The organism is Bradyrhizobium sp. USDA 4532 (genome assembly GCF_024171315.1).
In the GTDB taxonomy this organism is placed as follows: Bacteria; Pseudomonadota; Alphaproteobacteria; order Rhizobiales; family Xanthobacteraceae; genus Bradyrhizobium; species Bradyrhizobium australafricanum.
Genome location: NZ_JALJZN010000001.1, coordinates 4798137 through 4813985, shown reverse-complemented (window position 1 = coordinate 4813985; position 15849 = coordinate 4798137). Strand labels below are relative to the sequence as shown.

General features: G+C 64.4%; 15 protein-coding genes and 2 pseudogenes. 11 read left to right on the top strand and 6 right to left on the bottom strand.

What is annotated here, in order from left to right:
• Window positions 1-56: 56 nt before the first annotated feature.
• On the bottom strand, window positions 57-2057 hold the full coding sequence (locus tag J2R76_RS22015) for a hypothetical protein (protein ID WP_245311534.1): 2001 nt from the start codon (window positions 2055-2057) through the stop codon (window positions 57-59).
• A gap of 445 nt (window positions 2058-2502) precedes the next feature.
• On the opposite strand from J2R76_RS22015, the pseudogene J2R76_RS22010 reads away from it, so the two are divergent.
• Both J2R76_RS22010 and J2R76_RS22005 read left to right on the top strand, forming a co-directional pair.
• Window positions 2503-3316 (top strand): annotated as a pseudogene (locus tag J2R76_RS22010) (uridine kinase).
• Between the two features lie 14 nt (window positions 3317-3330).
• A pseudogene (locus J2R76_RS22005) lies at window positions 3331-4154 on the top strand (molybdenum storage protein subunit alpha).
• Between the two features lie 50 nt (window positions 4155-4204).
• On the opposite strand, the gene J2R76_RS22000 reads toward J2R76_RS22005, so the two are convergent.
• Entirely contained in the window at window positions 4205-4600 is a 396-nt protein-coding gene (locus J2R76_RS22000; protein WP_244558806.1) for a hypothetical protein, read from the bottom strand.
• Window positions 4601-4789: 189 nt separating this feature from the next.
• Here J2R76_RS22000 and J2R76_RS21995 point away from each other — a divergent pair, with 189 nt between their 5' ends.
• Window positions 4790-5161, top strand: a complete 372-nt coding sequence (locus tag J2R76_RS21995) for a cupin domain-containing protein (protein WP_076827631.1) — start codon at window positions 4790-4792, stop codon at window positions 5159-5161.
• 26 nt (window positions 5162-5187) lie between these two features.
• Here J2R76_RS21995 and J2R76_RS21990 read toward each other — a convergent pair whose 3' ends face one another.
• The 3 genes from J2R76_RS21990 to J2R76_RS21980 all read right to left on the bottom strand — a co-directional run bounded on the left by J2R76_RS21990 (window position 5188) and on the right by J2R76_RS21980 (window position 7670).
• Entirely contained in the window at window positions 5188-6363 is a 1176-nt protein-coding gene (locus J2R76_RS21990) for an acyl-CoA desaturase (protein ID WP_371852130.1), read from the bottom strand.
• A gap of 190 nt (window positions 6364-6553) precedes the next feature.
• The gene (locus J2R76_RS21985; RefSeq protein ID WP_028341292.1) at window positions 6554-6763 is read right to left on the bottom strand and encodes a cold-shock protein; all 210 of its coding nucleotides are present in this window, start codon (window positions 6761-6763) and stop codon (window positions 6554-6556) included.
• A gap of 298 nt (window positions 6764-7061) precedes the next feature.
• Window positions 7062-7670, bottom strand: coding sequence for a TetR/AcrR family transcriptional regulator (locus J2R76_RS21980; protein ID WP_076827761.1), 609 nt, complete (start codon window positions 7668-7670; stop codon window positions 7062-7064).
• 112 nt (window positions 7671-7782) lie between these two features.
• Between J2R76_RS21980 and J2R76_RS21975 the strand changes: the two genes are divergently transcribed.
• The 8 genes from J2R76_RS21975 to J2R76_RS21940 all read left to right on the top strand — a co-directional run bounded on the left by J2R76_RS21975 (window position 7783) and on the right by J2R76_RS21940 (window position 14676).
• Window positions 7783-8478 carry a PspA/IM30 family protein gene (locus J2R76_RS21975; protein ID WP_076827629.1) on the top strand — a complete coding sequence of 232 codons (696 nt, stop codon included), beginning with the start codon at window positions 7783-7785 and terminating at the stop codon, window positions 8476-8478.
• Window positions 8479-8561: 83 nt separating this feature from the next.
• On the top strand, window positions 8562-8837 hold the full coding sequence (locus tag J2R76_RS21970) for a YiaA/YiaB family inner membrane protein (protein ID WP_038384293.1): 276 nt from the start codon (window positions 8562-8564) through the stop codon (window positions 8835-8837).
• 304 nt (window positions 8838-9141) lie between these two features.
• The gene (locus J2R76_RS21965) at window positions 9142-10209 is read left to right on the top strand and encodes a hypothetical protein (RefSeq protein WP_200844554.1); all 1068 of its coding nucleotides are present in this window, start codon (window positions 9142-9144) and stop codon (window positions 10207-10209) included.
• Window positions 10206-11081, top strand: a complete 876-nt coding sequence (locus J2R76_RS21960; protein ID WP_076827627.1) for a ThiF family adenylyltransferase — start codon at window positions 10206-10208, stop codon at window positions 11079-11081. Before J2R76_RS21965 ends, J2R76_RS21960 begins: the two co-directional genes overlap by 4 nt.
• Window positions 11078-12277, top strand: coding sequence for a hypothetical protein (locus J2R76_RS21955; RefSeq protein WP_076827625.1), 1200 nt, complete (start codon window positions 11078-11080; stop codon window positions 12275-12277). Before J2R76_RS21960 ends, J2R76_RS21955 begins: the two co-directional genes overlap by 4 nt.
• On the top strand, window positions 12274-13395 hold the full coding sequence (locus tag J2R76_RS21950) for a GNAT family N-acetyltransferase (RefSeq protein WP_076827623.1): 1122 nt from the start codon (window positions 12274-12276) through the stop codon (window positions 13393-13395). The genes J2R76_RS21955 and J2R76_RS21950 overlap by 4 nt, the downstream gene beginning before the upstream one ends.
• Window positions 13392-14387, top strand: coding sequence for a hypothetical protein (locus tag J2R76_RS21945; RefSeq protein ID WP_253588138.1), 996 nt, complete (start codon window positions 13392-13394; stop codon window positions 14385-14387). The genes J2R76_RS21950 and J2R76_RS21945 overlap by 4 nt, the downstream gene beginning before the upstream one ends.
• Before the next feature lie 82 nt (window positions 14388-14469).
• Entirely contained in the window at window positions 14470-14676 is a 207-nt protein-coding gene (locus J2R76_RS21940; RefSeq protein WP_024581255.1) for a hypothetical protein, read from the top strand.
• Window positions 14677-14953: 277 nt separating this feature from the next.
• On the opposite strand, the gene J2R76_RS21935 is transcribed toward J2R76_RS21940, so the two are convergent.
• Window positions 14954-15805, bottom strand: a complete 852-nt coding sequence (locus tag J2R76_RS21935) for an SDR family oxidoreductase (protein ID WP_076827619.1) — start codon at window positions 15803-15805, stop codon at window positions 14954-14956.
• Between the last annotated feature and the right edge of the window lie 44 nt (window positions 15806-15849).

Here is a 15849-nt window from a genome sequence, read left to right as displayed (position 1 = left end):
GATATTCGCCGGCGCGACACGCCGGCGCATGTCCGCACGACGTCACGCCGGGGCAGCTAGACGATGGTCGAGAGCGTGAACGCGTGCCACGCACTCCAGTCAATACCATCATAGGCGCGCACATACATCGTCTCACTGCCGGTGGTGGCGCCGCCACGCATCCAGATATCATCGAGGTCGGCGGCATTGACGTCGATCACGGTGCTGGCTGCCCAATGGGAATTCGCAGAGGTCCAGAAATAGCCGCTGTTGGCGTTGCCGCCGCCATCCCAAAACTGATAGGCGGCCGCGGGATTCGCGTCAGCGTCAGCATAGGACACCAGGTTGCCGACCTGGCTCCACTCGTTGACATGCAAGGTCTGATTGCTGATCGAGGCATCGGGTGCGTGGTTTGCCAGGCTGGTCACGGTGAAGCTGTCCCAGGCACTCCAGCTCGTTCCGTCGAAAGCGCGCACAAACATGGAATCGGTACCGGCCGCGGTGCCACCTCGCACCCATACATTGGCGAGGTCGGACGCCGAGACGTCGATGACCGTGCTGGACGCCCAGTGTGAATTGTCGGGCGTCCAGAAATAGGCGCTGGTCGCAGCCCCGCCACCGTCCCAGAACTGGTATTGGGTGATTGCATCGCCGTCAGTGTCGGATGCCGTCGTCCAGTTGACGAGCTGCGCCCACTGCGCGGCGTTCAGCGTTTGATCGTTGATCGTCGCGGTCGGAGCAGTATTGGTCGACGTCAGATTAAAGCTGTCCCAATTGCTCCAGGCGGTACCGTCGAATGCCCTTACCCACATCGTCTCGGAACCGGTCGTCGAGCCGCCCTTGATCCACACATTGGCCAGATCGGATGCTGAAACGTCGATCGTCGTATTGGCAGCCCAGTGGGAATTGTCGGGTGTCCAGAAATAGGCGCTGGTCGCACCCGCGCCGGCGTCCCAGAACTGGTATTTGGTGATCGTGTCACCTTCGGCATCGCTGGCAGTGAGCCAGCCTTGCGGTTTGACCCATTGATTGACGTGTAGCGACTGGTCGTTGATGGTCGCGACGGGGACCGTGTTTGGCGTCGACGTCACGGTGAATGTGTCCCAGGAGCTCCACTCCGTTCCGTCGAATCCCCTTACCCACATCGTCTCGGAACCGGTTGTCGAGCCGCCATGGATCCAGACATTGGCGAGGTCCGCAGCCGAAACGTCTATCGTCGTGTTGGCAGCCCAGTGGGAATTGTCGGGTGTCCAGAAATAGGCGCTGGTGGCGGCGGTGCCGCTATCCCAGAACTGGTACTTCGTGATCGCATCGCCATTGGCATCGGTCTTGGTCAACCAGTTGTCGACGGTGACCCATTGATCGATATGTATGGAATGATCACCGGCTGTCACGACGGGCGGAGTATTGGCCGACGTCAGCGTGAAGCTGTCCCAGTTGCTCCAGTCTGTTCCGTCGAACGCTCTGACCCAGAACGTCTCGGCACCGGTTGTCGAGCCACCCTTGATCCAGACATCGGCCAGGTCGGCGGCCGCCACTTCGATCGTCGTGTTGGCAGCCCAATGGTCATTGGTGGAAGTCCAGAAATAGGCGCTTGTTGCGGAGGTGCCGCTGTCCCAGAATTGATATTTGGTGGCTGCATCCCCGTTGGCATCGGAGTAGGTCAGCCAATTCTTGGCTTGCGTCCATGTATTGGTGTGCAGCTGCACGTCGGGGACCGTAACGACCGGCGCAGTGTTTGGAATCGTCGTGAGCGTGAAAGACGTCCAGTTACCCCAATCGGTCCCGTCGAAAGCGCGTACCCACAGTGTCTCTGTGCCGCCGACCGCGCCGGCACGCACCCACACGTCGGAGAGGTCAGAGGCCGAAACTTCGATCGTCGTGTTGGCGGCCCAATGGTCGTTGGTGGAAGTCCAGAAATAGGCGCTGTTCGCAGCTGTGCCGCCGTCCCAGAACTGAAATTTCTGCGCGGGATTGCCGTCCGAGTCGGCATAAGTGAGCCATGGCTGTATTTTTTGCCACTGATTGTACAACAGGCTGTGGTTACCAATCGTGACGACCGGTGCGGAATTGGCCATGGTTTGCTTCCTCGTGGGGTGCGCCGGTCGAGACCGGCTAATTTCCAAGGTGCAAGGCAATCAATTTTGGCCCGTGAGGCGGGCCAGGCTGAGATTAGTATCGTCCGGCTGAGATCAGCGCATTCCGAAGAAATCGTTAATATCAAATTCAGGATCGCAGAATTTCAATGCAGCATCTATGATGGGTGTCACACCCATCAGTCAGGTCGCGTGCGGCAAAACGTCATAGGTATCCGGTTCCGAGCGGCCTCGCACCGGGTGTCGCGACACGCACTCGCCGGTGCCATTCGCGATGGTCTATCCCCGCCGTTGCGGCTTGAGACGCGCCAGGCTTGCCGTTAGCAGTGCAATTCGAACACCGGTCTTTGCGAGACACCGGTGGAGACATCGAACATCGCGGGCCGACGGAAGCAATGCCAGGCGCATTGGAGAAAGGACGTTTCTCATGGCGAATACGACGGCGGAGCTTGAAGCGCTGCTGATGCAGCGATCGTTGACCGATCCGCAGCTTCTGGCGACGGCGGAGGCGGCATCGGACTTCCGGATCCTGCCGGATGCCACCGTGATCAAGATCGGCGGGCAAAGCGTCATCGACCGCGGCCGCGCCGCCGTCTACCCACTGGTCGATGAGATCGTCGCGGCCCGCAAGGCGCACAAGATCCTGATCGGGACCGGCGCGGGCACCCGCGCCCGGCACCTCTATTCGATCGCGGCCGGGCTGCGGCTGCCGGCCGGCGTGCTGTCGCAGCTCGGCGCCTCGGTCGCCGACCAGAACGCGGTGATGCTGGGCCAGCTGCTCGCCAGGCACGGCATCTCCGCGGTCAGCGGCGCCGGGCTTTCGGCCCGTGCCGCTTTATCTCGCCGAGGTGAACGCCGTGATCTTCAGCGGCATGCCGCCTTACGGCCTCTGGATGCGGCCGGCACCCGAGGGCATGATCCCGCCCTATCGCACCGACGCCGGATGCTTCCTGGTCGCCGAACAGTTCGGCTGCAAGGCGATGATCTATGTGAAGGACGAAAACGGTCTCTACACCGCGAACCCCAAGACCTCGAAGGGCGCGACCTTCATCCCGAAAATCTCGGTCGCCGAGATGAAGGCCAAGGGGTTGCAGGATTCGATCCTCGAATTCCCGGTGCTCGATCTGCTCGCCACCGCGCGCCATGTCCGCCAGGTGCAGGTCGTCAATGGCCTCGTCCCCGGCAACCTCACCCGTGCGCTTGCGGGCGAGCATGTCGGCACCATCATCACCGCGAACTGAGCAGGGACACGACCATGGACGACACCATCAAGCACGTCGCCTCGCCGCTCGCGCGCCAGACCCTGCTCGACAGCGATCTCACCCGTCCCGTTGCCGGCGGTCGCCCGATCCCGCTGCTGCCCTGGGTGCAGGTGGTGAAGATCGGCGGCCGCTCCATCATGGATCGCGGCCACGAGGCGATCCTGCCGATCGTCGCCGAGTTGCGTTCGCTGCTGCCCGAGCACCGCCTGCTGATCCTGACCGGCGCCGGCATCCGCGCCCGTCATCTCTACAGCGTCGGCCTCGATCTCGGCCTGCCGGTCGGCTCGCTCGCGCCGCTCGCGGCAAGCGAAGCCGGCCAAAACGGCCACATCCTGGCCTGCCTGCTCGCGCCGGAGGGCGTGTCCTATCTCGAGCATCCGACCATCGCGAGCCAGCTTGCGATCCATCTCTCCGCGGCCCGCGCCGTGGTGGGCAGCGCGTTTCCGCCCTATCACCATCATGAATTCCCGGTCTCGCGCATCCCGTTGCATCGCGCCGACACCGGTGCGTTCCTGATCGCCGATGCGCTCGGTGCCGCCGGCCTGACGATCGTCGAGGATGTCGACGGCGTCTACACCGACGATCCGAATGGTCCCGAGGGGAAGAAGGCGCAGCTGCTGCGCGAGGCCAGCCTCGCCGACCTCGCCAAGCTGAAGGGCACGCTGCCGTTCGATCCCGCGCTGCTCGAGGTGATGGCCAATGCGCGGCATATCGAACGCGTGCAGGTCGTGAACGGCCTCGTTCCCGGCGGCTCACGGCGGCGCTGCGCGGCCAGCATGTCGGGTCGATCATCCGCACCGGCGCGCGGCCGGCCTGATACCGATGTAATGCTCGCGCGTCGCGTTTAGGCGGCGCGCGACCGAGGGACTACTTGATCGTCGCGTGCACGGTGATGACCGAGGTGCCGGATGCTTTCGGCCCCTGGCCCGTTGCCTTGATGGCAAAGGTGTCGCTGCCCTTGTACTTGGCCTTCGCCCTGTATTCGAAGGTCGATGCGTTGATCTTCTTCAGCTTGCCGTAGGCCGGCTTCTGCGAGATCGCGGAGTCCGTCACCGTGCCGCGGATCCCGATCGGGATCTGGCAGCTTTGGCCCGAGGCGACGTCGATATCGCCGCTCGAATTCTCGCCCCAATCCGCCAATGTCATCGACATCGAGCATTCCGGCACGGGCTGCGCCGAAGATGCCGGCGTGACATTTAATGCAAAGATGAGCGCCAGGGCGGCGATCCCCGACGCCCGCGTCGTGACGATACTCGTTTTCATGCAAGGCCCACTGCTGAAGGTTCTCGCAGGAATCCTGCAACGTGGGAGCAGGGGTGGCAAGGGCTTCGCCTCGCCCGCGCGACATGTGTTGAAATGCTTGGGCGCTTGTTGTGTCGTTGAAGCGCCCCCATAGTCACCGCAGCCTTGATCTGAATGGGGCAAAGGCGCGCGTGACAGGGAAGGGTTCCAATGGCTGAGGGCAGCGACGGTCAGGCAAAAGCTCAACAAGCCGGATTCGCCGGCGTCACCCGCAAGACCCTTGAGCGTCTCGCTTTGCCCGGCGATGATCGCGAGCTTGTCGTTGCCGAGGTGACCTTTCCGCCCGGCGGGGTCGCCCCGCTGCATCGGCATCCCATTGGCGGCGTGGTCTTCATCGTCGAAGGCGTTGCCGAGTCCGCGTATGACGACGAGGCGCCGCGCCAGTATCGGGCGGGCGAGACCTTGCAGGATCGCCCTGACGTTCCGCACACGCTGTTTCGCAATTGCGATCCGGAACGGCCGCTGCGCTTCCTGACGATCTACGCGCTCGAGCCCGGGCGCGCCTACGCGATGGAGCCGTGAGGTCGGGAAAAGGCCAAGGCAAAATGTTACGGTTGGCTCACCTGAGGTTTCGGGCTTGCGCCGGCCATCCGAGGTGGAACCGCGAGCAGGAGGCAAACCGACTCCACCAGGAGTTCATGCGCACGGTCGACAATGTCGTCCAACGAACTTGTCTTCGCGAACATGGCCTGGGCTTCAGCCAACAACCGGTCGCGCGTTGGTATGCTGGGCAGATGCAAGTCGGCGCGATGTTGTAACAGAACAAGCGCTTCCCGCACCGACAATCCGGTGTCGTGGACCGACGATTTGATGGCCTGCGCGATGTACTCGGGATTGAAGCGACCAGCGAGTTGTTCAGCCGTTCGCCTTATCACACGCGATCCCAAGCGCTGCTCGTTGCGGAGAACCAGCGTGGGCGGCGCCTTCAGATCCCAGACAATACCGAGCAAGGACAAAGTCACCAAAACATAATAGGTCACATCAATCTCCCACCACCGGAAGCCTTGCCGCGCACTGCTTTGGTAGGCGTGATGATTGTTGTGCCAACCCTCACCCATCGTAAACAGAGCCAGCAGCCAATTGTTGCGGGAGTCATCGCCCGTAACGTACCGCTTGCGCCCGTGAACATGCGCGAGGGAGTTGATGCAAAACGTGGCGTGATACAGCAGCACGGTGCTCCAGAAGAAACCGACCACGAGCCCTGGCCATCCGGCGATGAGGAAGCACAGACCTGCGACCACGATCGCCGGCAAGACCTCCAATCTGTGAAGCCACATCAACTCCGGATACGAGGCAAAATCCGCAACTTTCGTCAGATCAGTTGCATCGTGCTGTCGATAAAAAATCCACCCGAGATGACTGTGCACGAAGCCCTTATGCCCCGGCGAATGCACATCTTGCTCGGTATCCGAATGAAGATGGTGATGTCGATGTTTCGCGGCCCACCAAAGGACGCTTTTCTGAGCGCTGCTTTGGGCGAGGAATGCGAGGATGAATTGAAACGCCCTGCTCGTTGAGTAGGCCCGATGCGAGAAGTACCGATGATAGCCGGCGGTGATCGCAAACATGCGCAGCCAGTATAGGGCGACGCAAATTGCAATCGCTTGCCATGAGACGCCCGTCCAGATCGCCGCCAGACACCCTGCGTGGACCAGCAGAAACGGGAGGACCTGCGGGTACATGATGTCGTCGTGCTGCCGAGCTGGATCGATATTGGTGGACACGCTCGCGACCTCAGCTGCTTCGATGCGCGGGCCGTTTCGCCGGCAGACGGTTCAAGTCCTGGTCCTGGCGGGCATTGCGCGCGGTGTTGACAAAGAGAACCCCGCGGCCGGGTGACCGGTCGCGGGGTCGCGTAACCAGAGGCTTTGCCAGTTCATCCGTGGTCAAAGCAGCATGGCCAATTGTCGCAGCTTACACCGCGCGCAGATTGTCCGCAGCAGATTTGCCGGTCCGGCGGTCTGCAACGATCTCAAAAGAGACCTTCTGTCCCTCGTTGAGGGTGCTCATGCCGGCGCGTTCGACTGCGCTGATATGAACGAAAACGTCCTGGCCGCCCTGGTCCGGCTGAATGAAGCCGAAACCCTTCTGGCTGTTGAACCACTTCACAGTTCCCATGCTCATGGAAAATCGTCCTATAGATACGTGTTTGGAGCCGCACTCACGAGTGCAGCGGGCGAATTCGAAGTTCAGGGGGTGAGGGTCGTCAGTCAGGCACGCTATCAGCGGCGAGGCCAAGTCGTTCGGCCGAAATTCGATCAGCGGTAGATAGCTACGGTTCGGTGATTCCGCAAGTGGCTTTCTCCCCTTTCTGACCTCGACCGCTGCGTCCCCCTGGGGCAACGGCTGCAATTCACGGTGCTCTGCGGCAACTTTGCTTGACCGGATGGCGGGGACATCGTGCGGTTTGGGGCCACGCGGCCTATTCCTTCTTCGCCGTCAGCCCGTCAACCATTGCGCGCGTCAACGTTGCGATCTCGCTGCGCAGCGCGCCGATCGGCACCGCGATCAGCTTGTGCTCCAGCCCGAGCGCGACCATGCCATGCACGGCGGAGAACAGGCTGCGCGCAGTGACGCTGAGCTGCGCCGGCGAACGCTGCGGAAACAGCGCGGCGAGCGGCTTGTAGATGTGGCGGAACAATTCCATCTGCTCGGTGATTGCCCATTCCGGCACCGGCTTGCCGGGCTGCATGCGATGCTCGAACAGCGCGCGCCACAGTTCGAGATTGTCGGCGGCGAAATCGCAATAGGCGACCGCGATCCGCACCAGCAGCTCGCGCGGCGCGGCAGCCCCGCCGATCTCGGCCAGCGACAGCGACGCATCGAGCCGCGCCAGCGTGCGCGAGCCGACGCGCAGGATCAGCTCGTCGACATCCTCGACCAGATTGTAGACGCCGCCATTGGCGACCCCGATTTCCTGGGCCAGTTCGCGGGTTTTCAGGCCACCGAGACCCTTTGCCGCAATCGCCCGTTCCGCCGCCTCGATCAGCGCTTCCCGCAGTTTTGCACGTCGTTCCAATGCCTTGGACATCTTCGATCCTTCGTTAACCATTGTCTTGAGCGTTGCTCAAATAATTCTTGAGCAATGCTCATTATATGGTACAAGAGATTCATGAGCGATGCTCATAACAGGGAGCGATGAAATGTTCAAAACTGTTTTCACTCTTTTCCGCGGCACCGTTGCGGTGGCCGAAGAGGAACTTCAAGACCGCACCGCGCTGGTCATCCTCGACCAGCAGATGCGCGATGCCGCCGCCGCCGTCGACCGCTCGAAGCGGACCCTGGCGCTGGCGATCGCCGGCGACCAGCAGGAGGGCCGGCGGCTCGACGCCACCAACGCCCGGATCGCCGATCTCGAGGTGCGCGCGTCGGCGGCACTCAATGGCGGCCGGGAAGACCTCGCCCGCGAAGCCGCGCAGGCGATCGCCAATCTCGAAGCCGAGCGCGACGCCGCGATGACCGCACGCGCGTTGTTCGCTTCCGAGATCACCCGGCTGAAGCGCCATGTCGGCACCGCCGAGGCGCGCATCGCCGAGCTCGACCGCGGCCGCCGGCTGGCCCGCGCATCGGAAGCGGTGCGTTCGCTGCGCCGGAGCGGCATCGAGGCGGCGCGCCCCTACGAGTCGACGCTGCCGGAAGCGGAGGCGACGCTGAAGCGGCTGCGCGAGCGGCAGATGGAGATCCAGGCCGCCGACGAGGCGTTGGTCGAGATCGACGCCGCCTCGGGACCATCAGCCACCGCCGAGAAGCTCGCCGAGCAGGGCTTTGGCCCGCGCATGAAATCGACCGCCGACGACGTGCTGGCGCGGCTGAAAGCCAAGCGCCCGCCAGCAGCCTGAAATCCCAAGCCTGAAACCTCAAGCCTGAACTTCAAGTCTGAAACCAAGCCAATTTCAAACCATCTATCATCAAGGAGACGACCATGAACCAGACCATCCAACCCCACAGCGGCAGCTGGGTTACCTTCACCTACGCGTCCTTTGCAGCCTCCGCCTTCCTCGTCGCCGTCGGCGTGTTCTTCCTGCCGATCGACCTCTGGATGAAGGGCTATCTCACGATGGGCATCGTGATGCTGATCCAGACCTGCGTCACGCTCACCAAGACGGTGCGCGACAATTACGAGAGCAGCAAGTTCGTCAACCGCATCGAGGACGCCAAGGCGGAGCGCCTGCTGATGGAGGTCTCCAAGGCAGGGTGAGCCGAAGTCAAGTCGAAGCGGCGGGTGGTTTCTCACCCGCCGCTTTCGTCGTTCCGGGGACTTGGCCGACCCCGCCGTCATTGCGAGCGCAGCGAAGCAATCCATTCTTCCGCGTATGCCGAGCGATGGATTGCTTCGTCGCTATCGCTCCTCGCAATGACGGTGTGGATAGGCCGCCGACCGCTTACGGCCAACTTGTTCCGTTTCCGGAAGGCCTTGTTTACCGTGCGGCAAACAGCGTCAGGTTGCGCTCATGGCTCCTTAACAGGGGCGAGTGCAGAGATCGCGCCCGAGGGACAGAGAAATGGCGTCCACGGACAATCCCACGCCGGCTTCGCGCGGCAGCAAGAGCCTTGCCAAGAGTCTCGGCAAGGCGCGCGCCGCCTTTGACGGTCTGCGCAGCCATGGCGGCTTCTGGCTGAAGGCGCTGTCGCAGCCGACCATCGATCTCAGCTTGCGCACCCAGGCCGGCCAACGCACCCGGATCGTCGAGTCGCCCGGTCTGTCGCTGCCGAGGGACGAGCTCGACGCGCTGGTCGAGCAGCTGCGCATCGTCGCCGCCAAGACGCTGCCCGAGGAGAGCCTGACCTACGGCATCTTCTCCGGTGAACCCGAGCGGCTGTCGCGCGCCGTCGTCACGCTGATCTCGGAGGAAGACACCGGGCGGCCGATCGCCTTCAACGCGCTGTCGGTGATGGACGTGCCGCTCGACGGCGAGCCGGCCGAGGTCACCCATCTCGGCCTCGTCATGGTCGATCCCGATGTGCGCGGGCAGGGGCTGTCCTGGGTGCTCTACGGCCTGACCGCGCTGGTGCTGTTCGCCCGCGACGGGCTGCGGCCGAAATGGATCTCCAACGTCACCCAGGTGCCGGCGGTGGTCGGCATGGTCAGTGATACATTCTCGGACGTCTACCCGTCGCCGCTGCCGGGCGCGCGACAGAGCTTTGCGCATCTCCAATTGGCGCGCGGCATCATGGCAAGGCATCGCGCGGTGTTCGGCGTCGGCGAGGAGGCCGGCTTCGACGAGGCGCGCTCGGTCATCACCAACGCCTATACCGGCGGCTCGGACGCGCTGAAGAAGACCTTCGAGATCGCCCCGAAACATCGCAACACAATCTACAACGAGTTCTGCGCACGCGAGCTGGATTACGGCCGCGGCGACGACGTGCTGCAACTCGGCCGTGTCGATCTTGCCGGCGCACGCCGCTATCTCATGAGCGAGGTGCCCTCGGGCTCGCTGCCGTCGCTGCTCGCGGCGTCCGCGATGCTGGCGCTGCAGCGGCTGGTGCTGCCGGTGGTCTACTGGATGGACGACAGCCGCGCCTTCGGCACGCTGCGTCCGCGCAAGCAGGATAACGGGGCCGCGCGATGAATTTCGACTACTATTCCTTCACCGGCCGCAATATCGGCTTCATCGACGAGCACGAGCAGCAGCTGCTGCGTCAGGCGCGGGTGTTCGTCTGCGGCGTCGGCGGCATGGGCGGCGCGGCCTTCATGGCGCTGGCGCGCGCCGGCGTCGGCAAATTCGTGATCGCCGACATCGACCGCTTCGAGGTCTCCAACCTCAACCGCCAGGTGTTCGCCTTCGCCGACGAGGTCGGGCGCGAGAAGGCGGCGGTTGCCGCCGAAGCCGCAAAACGGATCAATCCAACCATCGAGATCGAGGTGCTTGGCGAGAACTGGACCAGCGAGCTGGCCGGGATCGCCGCGCAGTGCCCGGTCATCGTCAACGGCATGGACGATATCGCCGCCGGCGTGCATCTGTACCGGACCGCGAAGCGCGCCGATGCAACGGTGATCGACGCCTATATGTCGCCGCTGCCGTCGGTGATCGTGGTGCGCCCGCACGATCCGCGGCCCGAGCAGCGCCTCGGCTTTCCGACGCTTGGCAAGGACTGGACCGAAATCACCGAGGACGACCGCCGCGCCGCGATGCGCGCCGAGATCGAGCACGTGATGCTGCACTCCTCGTCGCGCAACTATGTCGACCTCGCCATCGCCGGCGAAGTCGCCGCCGGCCGCCGCAGCCGGATGTCGTTTGCGCCGATGGTGATCTCGACCGGCATGCTGATGGCCTATGAGGCGGTCGCGCTGATCCTCGGCCGCACCTCCGGCACCGATTGTCGCGGCTGGTTTCTCAACCCGCACCGGCCCGCGATCGAGAAGCCGCGCAATGCGCTGGTCGCCGCCTTGATGCGTCCGCTGGTGCGGCGGGCCATCGATGAACTGACGGGCGGCAAATGACCTCCGGGGTGATCGCCGATTCCATCGTCAATCTGTGCGGCGCCATCGGGCTCGCCGTGGCGATGATGACGTTCTACCGGCGCGATCCGAGGAGCCCGTTGACGCGCCGCCTGCTGCTCGCGCTCGGCGTGATCGCGATTCTGTTCCTCGACCGCGGTCTTGCCTGGTGGACCGGAAGCCGCCTGCTCGACCGCCTCTCGGTGATCCCGGCCTCGCTGGTCCCGCTCGGCGCCCTGATCGTCACCGAAGGCATCCTGCGGCGCCACGCGCCGCGCGCGGTCAAGATCGCGGCGCTCGCGGGCGCCATCCTGCTCGGTCTCGGCGGCCTGTTCGGACTGCAACGGCTGGCGATGCCTTACGCGATCGCGCTGGCGCTGTTCCAGCTGCTGGGTTTCGCCACCTGCGCGCTGCTGTTGGCAACGCGCGATCGCGCCTCGCTGATGGCTGCGGAGAACCGCAGCATCGGCCGCATGGCGGTTGGCGCGCTGGTCGTGATCCCGTTCATCCTGACCGATTTCCGCACGCTGTTTCCCGATATCCCCGTGCGGCTCGGCGCGCTGGGCGCGCTGCTCACCGTGACCGTGATGCTGATCGCCGGCGGCGGCGCCGAGACGCGCCGGCACGGCCTTGCGATGATGGCGCTGCGGCTGATCTCGTCGGGCCTGCTAGGCCTCGCCGCTGCCTTCATGGCGCCCGACGTCGACGCCGCGCAGATGATCCGTTTCGTCGCGGTTGCGATCGCCGGCGTCCTGACCATCGGGTTGATGACGGACGCGCTGCGGGCGCTGTTCGAATCGCAGGAGCCGGGCGTGCTCAACTCAGTCGCGGCATCGCCGGCGCAGACAAGGGAGCAGTTGATCGCCGAGCTGGCGCGGCACCCGATCTTCGAAAGCGCGCGGCGCTTCCGCGAGAACGAGCTTGCGCTCTACGATCCGCCGCTGCTGCACGACTTCCTGTCGACACGGCGTGTGCTGCGGCGGTCCGACGCGCCGTGGGGACTGGCGCCGACCGATCCCGCGGCCGAGCGCATCGTGTCGCTGATCGCAGCCAACAACGCCTCCCATGTCATCGTGCTCGGACACGATCCGCTCGACCTGATCGTGCTCGCGGTGCCCGTCACCGCGGCCGACCCCGCCACTGAGACCGCGCTGGCGCTGGTGCGCCGGCTGCTGGCGTTGACCCCGGAGGCCAAATGACATCAGAGATCCGCGAGGGCGACCGCAGGGCGGCATTCGACGCCGCGCTCAACGCCTATGGGCCCGACAGCCTTTACGTGCCGCCGCTGTGGAGCGATTTCGACCGGATGTTCGATCCGGCGAAGAACCCGTTCGTCACCGAAGGCCACGGCCGCTATGCGCTGTTCTCCGCGCATCGCGATGGGCGGCCGGTCGGCCGCATCGCCGCCTCGATCCACGACGCGTCCAACCGCAAGCACGGCACCCGCCACGGTGCATTCGGCTTCTTCGATTGCATCGACGATGACGAAGTGGCCGATGCGCTGCTGCGCGCCGCCGAGCAATGGCTGTCGGCGCGCGGCATGAGCCGCGTCACCGGCAACTTCAACCTCACGGCGATGCAGCAGATCGGCGTGATGACCGACGGGTTCGACCATGCGCCTTTCACCGACATGATGTGGTCGCCGCCGCACATTGCACAGCATCTCGAACGCGCCGGCTACGCCGCGACCTTCCCGATGACGACGTTCGAGATCGCGCTCGACGGCGGCAAGCCGGAGCAACTGCTCGGCGACAAGCAGCGCGCCGTGCTCGCTGACCCGGATTTCGTCTGGCAGCCGATCAAGCGTTCCGCCTTCAAGGTGCGGCTGGAGGATGCGCGGCTGATCCTCAATGACGGCTTTGCCGACAATCCGATGTTCGTGCCGCCGACCGCCGCCGAATATCTGTTCCAGGCCGGCGACATGATGTGGATCATCGACAACCGGATTTCGACCGTGGTTTATCACCGCGGCAGGCCCGCCGGCGCGATCATCGCGATCCCTGACCTCAATCCGCTGATCAAGGCGATCGATGGCCGGGTCGGGCTGTCAGCGCCGTTCAAATTCGTGCAGCACCGCGTGATGAACAGGCGCGCGGTGCTGATCTATCAGTCGGTCTGCCGCGACCTGCACAATCGCGGCCTCAACGGCGCGATGCTCTACCGCACCGCGCTGGCGTTGCAGGAGGCGGGCTACCGCACGCTGGGCGGCACCTGGATCGCCGATATCAACGGTCCGTCGCTGCGCCAGGTCGAGAAGGTCGGCGCAAGGCCGCTGCACCGGCTGCATCTGTTCACCAAGCGGCTGGCCGCAGCATGAGCGCGCTGACGCCGGATCTGCTGCGCGAGCTGGTCGCGGAGGCGCGGCTGGCGCCGAGCGTCCACAACATCCAGCCGACCCGCTGGCGCCTGCTCGGCGACGGGCGGCTGGCGCTGGTCGATGCGACCCGCGTCCGCGCCCCGGTCGCCGATCCCGCGGGGCATGATGTTCTGGTGTCGCACGGCGCGGCGCTGGAGGGTATGAGTCTCGCGCTTAACCGCCGTGGCTTCGCAATCACGGGCATCACCACGCTCGAGCAGCCGCTGTCGCCGCAACTTACCGTGCTCTGCTCCTTTGCGATCAAGCAAGGAGCCGAGCCCGATCTGCTGGCGGACCTCGTGGCGCGCCGCATGTCGTGGCGCGGCAAGTTCGCGGCGTCGCTTGATGATGCGGCGGCGCTGGCGCAGCTGGTTGCCGCGCGCGACGATGTGATCTGCATTGGCGATCGCCGGGCGATTGCCGATATCGCCGGCTGGGCCGATCGGGCCGAATTCTCCTTTGTCCGCGGTGACGACTACCGGGCCGAGCTGCTCGCATGGATGCGGCTGTCGCCCGGCCATCCGCACTATCTGCTCGATGGCCTCAACCGTGATGCGCTGGCCATGAATGTGGTCGAGGCCACCGCCGCGCGTTACGTGCTCGGCAGCCTGTTCAAGCCGCTCGATCGTCTCGGCCTCGCCGCGTCGTTGCTTGCCGACGGCGCCAAGACCGCGTCGGCATCGGCGATCGTGCTGTTTTGCCGTCCCGTCGGTGAGGATCCACTCACGACCGGACGCCATTTCTACCGCGCCTGGCTGGAGATCGATCGCGCCGGTTTCGCGGCGTGCCCGATTTCGGCGCTATCAGATCATCCTGACTTCAACGACCGGCTGCGAAAGCTCGGCAAAATTGGCGCCGATCTGCGCCTCGTCAATGTGTTCCGCATCGGCCGGCCGTCAAAACCGATCAAACCGCGGCATTTCCGGTTGCCGGTTGACCGGCTCATTGTCTGAAAATTAAGCTGCAATCCCCGCTGTCAAAACTTCACGCGGTCGTGCTATGACGCCGCCCGCTAACCAACGACCGGTGGAGATGATGTCGAAGCAATCGCTGCGCGAGGAGGCCGAACGCCTCATCCGCGAGACCATGGAAAAGCGGAACTTGGTCATCAAGCAGGGCACGACCCGGATCGAGGCCGTTTGCGGCAAATGCGGTGCGCCGAACCGGGTGCAGGCGGAAAAGGGCCAGTCCCGCGTCAAGTTCACCTGCAAGAACTGCGACCACAAGCAGGAAACGCTGTGAGCGGGGCCGCGCTCCCGTCATCCTGACAGAATGTGAATGTATTCAGCGTCGTCCTGGCTTTCGCCAGGACGACAGCGTGCGGAGGCCGCTCGCTACAATTCTCGACGACGCTTCCACGTCATTGCGAGCCACCCGGTCGGCGCGAAGCGCCGCCGGATGACGGGCTTCCGCGAAGCAATCCATCCTTCCGCGTATGCGGTGCCATGGATTGCTTCGTCGCTTCAGCGCAAAATTGCTTTGCAATTTTGTCGCGAACTCCTCGCAATGACGGGTGGCCCTACCTCCCCTTCACGAACGCGGCGAAAGCATCGCCGTAATCCGGATGCCAGCGCGACAGCGGCGGGCGGTTCTCGACGATGTCGCCGGCGGCCCACAGGATGCGGCGTTCGTCGAGTGCGCGCGGCACGTCGTTGTCGGGGCAGAGGATATAGAAATCGCCGGCATCGAGGCGTTCGATCATGAAGTCGATGGTCTGCTCCGCTGTCCAGGCGCCGGCCGGCTTCTCGGTGCGGCCGCGCGCGGTCAGCCCGGTAAAGACGAAGCCGGGGATCAAGAGATGCGCCGATATCTTGCAGCCGGCGGTGTTGCGCAGCTCGTGCTGCAGCGCTTCGGTGAATGCCTTCACGCCGGCCTTGGAAACGTTGTAGGCGGGATCGCCCGGCGGCGTGGTGATGCCCTGCTTGGATCCGGTGTTGATGATCAATCCCGGCCGGCCGCGCTTGATCATGTTGGGCGCGAACGCCTGGGTGCCGTTGATCACGCCCCACAGATTGACGCCAAGGATGCGCTGCCAATTGTCCGCGGGCCCGAACATCGCACTGCCGGGCTGGATGCCGGCATTGTTCATCAGGATGTCGGTGCCGCCGAACTTTTTCGCGACCGCGGCCTCCAGGCTTGCGACCGCGTCGGCGCGGCTGACGTCGACAGCCGCCGTCATAATGTCATCAGCGCCGCCCGGCGCCGCAGATGACAGCTTTGTCGCAGCATCCTTCAGCCGGTCGTCGTCGAGGTCGGCGATGCAGACCTTCATGCCGGCCTGCGCGAACCGCAATGCGGCGGCAAGTCCGATGCCGGAGGCGCCGCCGGTGATCACGGCAACATGATTGGCTGATATCACGGGGTGGGGCATCTGCGGTCTCCGGACACATGTGTGGCTGAGGTGCGGTCGCTATC